Consider the following 7,189-nt stretch of genomic DNA (forward strand, 5'->3'; position numbering starts at 1 on the left):
ACAGCGCGGCCTGCCCGCTCGAGGCGGGCAAGGACTGGTGCCACTTCTCGGCACGGGTCAGCCGCTCCTCGCTGCACCGCCAGGTCAAGGGCCCAAATCCGCCCCGTCCGGGGGCACCTCCCAGCACCGGGCGGACCCTAGACCCCCTTGGCCCGCCATTCGGCGACGAGGTCCGCGGGGGCCTTCTCCGGCGAGCCCGCGTCGTAGGGCGGCTCGGGGTCGTACTCGGTGAGCAGCTGGATGGTCTGCGCGGCCCGGTCGCCCGCGATGCGGCCGGCGAGCGTGAGCCCCATGTCGATGCCGGAGGAGACCCCGGCGGCGGTGACGTACTTCCCGTCGAAGACGACCCGCTCGCCCGTCGGTTCCGCGCCGTAGGGCACCAGTTCCTCCAGCGCCAGCCAGTGCGAGGTGGCGCGGCGCCCCTTCAGCAGCCCGGCCGCGGCGAGGATCAGCGATCCGGTGCACACCGACGTCGTCCAGGTGGTGGACGCGTCCACCGCCCGCAGCCAGTCCCGGACGGGCCCGGGGTCCCGGGGGCCGCTGGTGTCGGGGCCGCCGGGGACCACGACGACATCGGGGCGGGTGACCTCGTCGAACGCGGCGTCGGCGACGAGCCCGAGCCTGCCGCTGTCGTTGCGCACGGGGCCGCGCCGCTCCGCGACGAAGACGGTCTCGGCGCCGGGGAGGGCGTTGAGCATCTCGTAGGGGCCGATGGCGTCGAGCGCCGTGAAGCCGGGGTAGAGGAGGATCGCTATCTGCACGGGACGTTCCTTTCAGGCGGGAGAGACAAGGGGCGGGGGCGTGGGGTGGAAGCGGCGCCGGTATTCGGCGGGCGCGACGCCCATGGTCCGGACGAAGGCGCGGCGCATGGCCTCGGAGGTGCCGTAACCGCAGGTGCGGGAGATCTGCTCCACGGCGTCGGCCGTGTCCTCCAGCAGACGGCGGGCGGCCTCCAGCCGGATCCGGTCCACATAGCGGCCGGGCGTCATCCCGACCTCGTCCCGGAAGGCGCGGGCGAAGTGCCGGGGCGAGAGGTTCGCGCGGGCCGCGAGGGAGTCCACGGACAGGTCGCCGCCGGGGTGTTCGGCGATCCAGTGCTGAACGTCGCGCAGTGTGGGGCGGCTCGCGGTCTGGGCGGCGAGCTGGGCGCTGAACTGGGTCTGGTTGCCGGGCCGGCGCAGGAAGACGACGAGGTAGCGGGCGACGGTGAGCGCCGTCGCGCGCCCCAGGTCCTCCTCCACCAGGGCCAGCGCGAGGTCGATGCCCGCGGTGACGCCGGCCGAGGTGGCGACGTTCCCGTCCCGCACGTAGATGGGGTCGGTCGTCACCTTCACGGCGGGGAAGCGGGCGGCGAAGGAGGCGCAGAACGCCCAGTGGGTGGTGGCGCGCCGGCCGTCGAGCAGTCCGGCCTCGGCGAGCAGGAACGCGCCCGTGCAGACGGAGACCACGCGCTCGGCGCGCGGGGCCTGCGCGCGCAGCCAGGCGACGAGCCGGGGGTCGGGGACGCGGGTGTCGCCGCCGGGCACCAGGAGGGTGTGCGGCACGGCGCTGTCCGCGAGCGAGGCGTCGGGGGTCAGGCGCAGGCCGCTGCCGCACCGGACGGGACCGCCGTCGAGCGTGGCGGTGCGCACCTCGTACGCGGCGCGGTCCCCCGACGCCTGGCCCGCCCCGTCGAACACTTCGAGGGGGCCGGTGACATCGAGGCTCTGGACCCCCTCGAAGAGGAGGATCAGCACGGTGCGGCGGGGTGTCATGGAGACCATGCTGGCCGGGGCCGGGAGGTGTCCGCAATGACGAACTTCCCACCTTTCCTGCCATCGCCGCCGTTCCCTTAGCCGCCCCGCTTCTATGCCCTACCGACCAGTCGGTAACGTGCTGGCATGAGTACCCTGCCCCCGCGCGCCGGACGGCGCTGTCACAACCTGCTCAACACCCTGCACTCGTCGGTCTACTTCTCCCCCGACCTGGCGGCGGAGTTCGAGCCCCTCGGCATCAAGGACCAGGGCGTCTACTTCGCGACCCGCTCCGCGGCACTGGGCCGCGTCTCCGCCGGCACCGTCACCGCCGCGTTCTACAACTTCAAGCACGAGCTGGTGGCCCGTCACCTCCCGCGGGTGTGGGACGCCGCCACGCCCGAGGACGTCCTCGACGCCCGGCTGCGCGCCGCCGACACCACCCTGCGCCGGCTCCTGGGCGACGACGCCGTGGCCTCCGCGGAGATGGCCGAGGCCGCCGGGCTCGCCCTGCGCGCCACCGAGGCGTGCGGCCGCCCGGCCCGCCCGGTGTACTCCGCCCATGCCGACCTGCCCGTGCCCGAAGCCCCGCACCTGGCCTACTGGCACGCCGCGACGCTGCTGCGCGAGCACCGCGGCGACGGGCACCTGACGGCCCTCCTCGCGGCGGGCCTCGGCCCGGTGGAGGCCCTCCTCAGCCACAGCGCGAGCGGGCGCGGCTTCTCCCTCAAGTGGCTGATCGCCACGCGCGGCTGGAGCGAGGAGGAGCTGGCCGCGGGCCGGGAGCGGCTGCGGGAGCGCGGACTGCTCGGCGCGGACGGCGCGTTGACGGAGGAGGGCGCGCGGCTGCGCGCGGATCTGGAGGAGGAGACCGACCGCCTGGACGCCGCGCCCTACGAGCACCTGGGCGCGGCGGGCGTCGCGCGCCTCACGGAGCTGGCCACGGCGTTCGCGACCACGGCGCTCACCGCGGGCGCGTACCCGGCGGACCTCCTCGGCTGAGGGAGACCGGCCGGCTCCGCGGGCGGCGGGCGGCATTGTCGGTGGCACCTGCCACAATGCAGACCGCAGCTCGAAGAGAAAGCGGAGCGTGATCGTGACGGCATCTGGCGCGTCGACCGAGGACAGGATCGCAGGCAGGATCGCCGAGGAGCTCGGCGTCCGGGAGCGGCAGGTGAAGGCTGCCGTCGATCTGCTCGACAGCGGGTCGACGGTCCCGTTCATCGCCCGCTACCGCAAGGAAGCGACGGAGATGCTCGACGACGCGCAGCTGCGCGCCCTCGACGAACGGCTGCGCTATCTGCGGGAGCTGGAGGACCGCCGGGCGGCCGTCCTGGAGTCCGTCCGGTCGCAGGGGAAGCTGGACGCGGCGCTGGAGGCGCGGATCCGCGAGGCCGACTCCAAGGCCCGGCTGGAGGACGTCTACCTGCCGTTCAAGCCCAAGCGGCGCACCAAGGCGCAGATCGCCCGCGAGGCCGGGCTGGAGCCGCTGGCCGACGGCCTGCTCGGCGACCCGGGCACCGAGCCGCTCGCCGCGGCGGCGGCCTTCGTCTCCGCCGAGCGGGGGGTCGCCGACGCGGCGGCCGCCCTGGAGGGCGCCCGCGCCATCCTCACCGAGCGGTTCGGCGAGGACGCGGACCTCATCGGCGAGCTGCGGGAGCGGATGTGGGCGCGCGGCCGGGTCGCGGCGAAGGTGCGGGAGGGCAAGGAGGAGGCGGGCGCGAAGTTCGCTGACTACTTCTCCTTCGCCGAGCCCTTCACCGAGCTGCCCTCGCACCGGGTGCTGGCCATGCTGCGCGGCGAGAAGGAGGAGGTCCTCGACCTCACCCTGGAGCCGGAGGAGCCGTCGGCGGCCGAGGGGCCGAGCACGTACGAGCGGATGATCGCGCGCCGGTTCGGGATCGCGGCCCCCGGTGAGGGCAGCAGGCCGGCCGACAAGTGGCTGGGCGACACCGTGCGCTGGGCCTGGCGCACCCGGATCCTCGTCCACCTCGGCATCGACCTGCGGCTGCGGCTGCGGCAGAGCGCCGAGGACGAGGCGGTCCGCGTCTTCGCGGCCAACCTCCGGGATCTGCTGCTCGCCGCGCCCGCCGGCACCCGGGCCACGATGGGGCTCGACCCCGGTTTCCGCACGGGCGTGAAGGTCGCGGTCGTCGACGCGACCGGCAAGGTCGCCGCTACGGAGACGATCTACCCGCACGTGCCGCAGCAGAAGTGGGACGCCTCGCTGGCGACGCTCGCCCGGCTGGCCCGTGAGCACCGGGTGGAGCTGATCGCGATCGGCAACGGCACGGCCTCCCGGGAGACGGACAAACTCGCCGCCGACCTCATCGCCCGGCAGCCGGAGCTGAAGCTGACGAAGGTGATGGTCTCGGAGGCCGGGGCGTCGGTGTACTCCGCGTCCGCCTTCGCCTCGCAGGAGCTGCCGGAGCTGGACGTGTCCCTGCGCGGGGCGGTGTCCATCGCCCGCCGGCTCCAGGACCCGCTCGCCGAGCTCGTCAAGATCGACCCCAAGTCGATCGGTGTCGGCCAGTACCAGCACGACCTGTCCGAGGTGAAGCTGTCGCGCTCGCTCGACGCGGTCGTCGAGGACTGTGTGAACGGCGTCGGCGTCGACGTCAACACCGCGTCCGCGCCGCTGCTGTCGCGGGTCTCGGGCATCAGCTCCGGCCTCGCCGAGAACATCGTCGCTCACCGCGACGCCAACGGCCCGTTCCGGTCCCGCAAGGCGCTCAAGGACGTGGCGCGGCTCGGCCCGAAGGCGTACGAGCAGTGCGCGGGCTTCCTGCGCATCCGCGGCGGTGACGACCCGCTGGACTTCTCCAGCGTGCACCCCGAGGCGTACCCCGTGGTGCGGGCCATGGTGAAGAGCACGGGTGGCGAGGTCGCCGCGCTCATCGGCAATACGGCGGTCCTGCGGTCGCTGCGGCCCGCCGATTTCGTCAATGACTCCTTCGGGCTGCCGACGGTCACCGACATCCTCCGTGAGCTGGAGAAGCCGGGCCGTGACCCGCGGCCCGCGTTCAAAACGGCCACGTTCAAGGACGGCGTGGAGAAGATCGGTGACCTGACGCCGGGCATGGTGCTGGAGGGTGTCGTCACCAATGTGGCGGCCTTCGGCGCGTTCGTGGACGTCGGGGTGCACCAGGACGGTCTGGTGCACGTGTCGGCGATGTCGAAGACGTTCGTGAAGGACCCGCGGGACGTGGTGAAGCCGGGGGACATCGTGCGGGTGAAGGTCATGGAGGTCGACATCCCGCGCAAGCGGATTTCGCTGACGCTCAGGCTGGAGGACGGGGCGCCGTCCGGCGCCGCGCCTGCGGCTGCCGCGGGGGGCCGGGAGCGGGATCGCGGCGAGCGTGGTGGCGCCCGGCGGGGCGCCCCGCGCCAGCGCCGCGGCGACGGCGGCACGCCGGCACCGAAGGCGCCGAAGGCACCCCCGGCGAACGACGCGATGGCGGACGCGCTCCGGCGGGCGGGACTGCTGTAGCCGTCCCGTCTCCGGCGGGGCTCAGCGGTGGCGGCTGAGCCCTCATGGCACCGCCGGGATCCGCCGCAGTGACGACCCGCCACTGCGGCGGGAAAGGGTGCCCGGCACGGGATCGCCTCCGACGGGGTGACCCGGCAGCGCTGAGAATTGGCGCCGCAACGCACCCCCGAGGTGACCCGCCGCGGCGGATCGGCACACCCGGCAGGGTGCGGCGGCCCCCGGGGGAGCCCTCCGCGGTAGCGGTCACGGTCACGGTCAGCGTTCGGTGAGGCGGCCCTGCGTGACCTCGATGCGGCGGGTCGTGTGGACCGCCTCCAGCATGCGGCGGTCGTGCGTCACCAGCAGCAGCGTGCCCGTGTACGACGCCAGCGCCGATTCCAGTTGTTCGATCGCCGGCAGGTCGAGATGGTTGGTGGGCTCGTCCAGGACGAGGAGGTTGACTCCGCGGGCCTGGAGCAGCGCCAGGGCCGCGCGGGTCCGCTCGCCCGGGGAGAGGGTCGCCGCGGGGCGCAGCACATGCGCGGCCTTGAGGCCGAACTTGGCGAGCAGCGTGCGGACGTCGGCCGGTTCCAGCTCCGGGACGGCCGCCTCGAAGGCGGCCAGCAGCGCCTCGTCGCCGAAGAAGAGGGCGCGCGCCTGGTCCACCTCGCCGACCACGACGCCGGGCCCGAGCGCGGCCGAGCCCGCGTCCAGCGGGAGCCGGCCGAGGAGCGCGGCGAGGAGGGTGGACTTGCCCGAGCCGTTGGCGCCGGTGATGGCGACCCGGTCGGCCCAGTCGATCTGCAGGTCGGCGGGGCCGAAGGTGAAGGAGCCGCGGCGGGCCTCGGCGCCGCGGAGGGTGGCGACGACGGCGCCGGAGCGGGGTGCGGCGGCGATCTCCATCCGCAGCTCCCACTCCTTGCGGGGCTCCTCGACGACGTCGAGGCGTTCGATGAGCCGCTCGGTCTGCCGGGCCTTGGCCGCCTGCTTCTCCGTCGACTCGGCGCGCAGCTTGCGGCCGATCTTGTCGTTGTCGGTGGACTTGCGGCGGGCGTTGCGGACGCCCTTGTCCATCCAGTTCCGCTGGGTGCGGGCGCGCGCTTCGAGGCCGGCGCGGGTGTCGGCGTACTCCTCGTACTGCTCGCGGGCGTGCCGCCGGGCGGTCTCGCGCTCCTCCAGGTAGGCGGTGTAGCCGCCGCCGTAGAGGGTGATCTGCTGCTGGGCGAGGTCGAGTTCGAGGACCTTGTCGACGGTGCGGGCCAGGAATTCGCGGTCGTGGCTGACGAGGACGGTGCCGGCGCGCAGCCCGGTGACGAAGTGCTCCAGGCGGGCCAGGCCGTCGAGGTCGAGGTCGTTGGTGGGCTCGTCGAGGAGGAAGACGTCGTAGCGGCTCAGGAGCAGGGAGGCGAGGCCGGCGCGGGCGGCCTGGCCGCCGGAGAGGCTGGTCATGTGGCGGTCGAGGCCGATGTCGAGCCCCAGGGAGGCGGTGACCTCCTCGGAGCGCTCGTCGAGGTCGGCGCCGCCGAGGGAGAGCCAGCGCTCCAGGGCGTGGGAGTAGGCGTCGTCCGCGCCGGGGGCGCCGTCGACGAGGTCCTGGGTGGCGGCGTCGAGGGCCGTCTGGGCCTCGGTGACGCCGGTGCGGCGGGCGAGGAAGTCCCGTACGGTCTCGCCTGCGCGCCGCTCGGGCTCCTGCGGGAGGTGGCCGACGGTGGCGGTGGGCGGGCTGAGCCGGAGGCCGCCCTCTTCGGGGGTGTCGAGGCCGGCGAGCAACCGCAGCAGGGTCGACTTGCCGGCGCCGTTGGCGCCGACGAGCCCGATGACCTCCCCGGGGGCGACGACGAGGTCGAGCCCGGAGAAGAGGGTGCGGTCGCCATGTCCGGCGGCGAGGTCCTTGGCGACGAGAGTGGCACTCATAACCCGTCGACTTTAACCGGTGCGGGAGGCCGCTCCGTACCGGTTTTCCCGTGGTGGCCCCGCCCGGGCGGGG

5 protein-coding genes and 1 pseudogene are annotated in these 7,189 nt (G+C 74.1%); 3 read left to right on the forward strand and 3 right to left on the reverse strand.

The genetic code is table 11. From position 1 onward, the window contains the following. A pseudogene (locus ABZ951_RS33135) lies at positions 1-98 on the forward strand (small ribosomal subunit Rsm22 family protein); the annotation flags it as partial. 39 nt (positions 99-137) lie between these two features. Here ABZ951_RS33135 and ABZ951_RS33140 read toward each other — a convergent pair. Both ABZ951_RS33140 and ABZ951_RS33145 read right to left on the reverse strand, forming a co-directional pair. Continuing rightward, a complete protein-coding gene (locus tag ABZ951_RS33140) occupies positions 138-761 on the reverse strand; it encodes a DJ-1/PfpI family protein (protein WP_344085784.1) in 624 nt (207 codons plus the stop codon). Positions 762-773: 12 nt separating this feature from the next. Then, positions 774-1,763 (reverse strand): GlxA family transcriptional regulator, encoded by a 990-nt coding sequence (locus ABZ951_RS33145; RefSeq protein WP_344085781.1) that lies wholly within the window; start codon positions 1,761-1,763, stop codon positions 774-776. A 117-nt stretch (positions 1,764-1,880) separates the two neighbouring features. On the opposite strand from ABZ951_RS33145, the gene ABZ951_RS33150 reads away from it, so the two are divergent. Both ABZ951_RS33150 and ABZ951_RS33155 read left to right on the forward strand, forming a co-directional pair. Continuing rightward, positions 1,881-2,735 (forward strand): hypothetical protein, encoded by an 855-nt coding sequence (locus tag ABZ951_RS33150; RefSeq protein WP_344085778.1) that lies wholly within the window; start codon positions 1,881-1,883, stop codon positions 2,733-2,735. Between the two features lie 94 nt (positions 2,736-2,829). Continuing rightward, complete coding sequence (locus ABZ951_RS33155; RefSeq protein WP_361281676.1) at positions 2,830-5,223, forward strand: Tex family protein; 2,394 nt, start codon at positions 2,830-2,832, stop codon at positions 5,221-5,223. 255 nt (positions 5,224-5,478) lie between these two features. Here ABZ951_RS33155 and ABZ951_RS33160 read toward each other — a convergent pair whose 3' ends face one another. After that, positions 5,479-7,116, reverse strand: a complete 1,638-nt coding sequence (locus ABZ951_RS33160) for an ABC-F family ATP-binding cassette domain-containing protein (protein WP_344085772.1) — start codon at positions 7,114-7,116, stop codon at positions 5,479-5,481. Between the last annotated feature and the right edge of the window lie 73 nt (positions 7,117-7,189).

Origin of the sequence: Streptomyces sp. NPDC046215 (genome assembly GCF_040646215.1) — a bacterium.
GTDB lineage: Bacteria > Actinomycetota > Actinomycetes > Streptomycetales > Streptomycetaceae > Streptomyces > Streptomyces stramineus.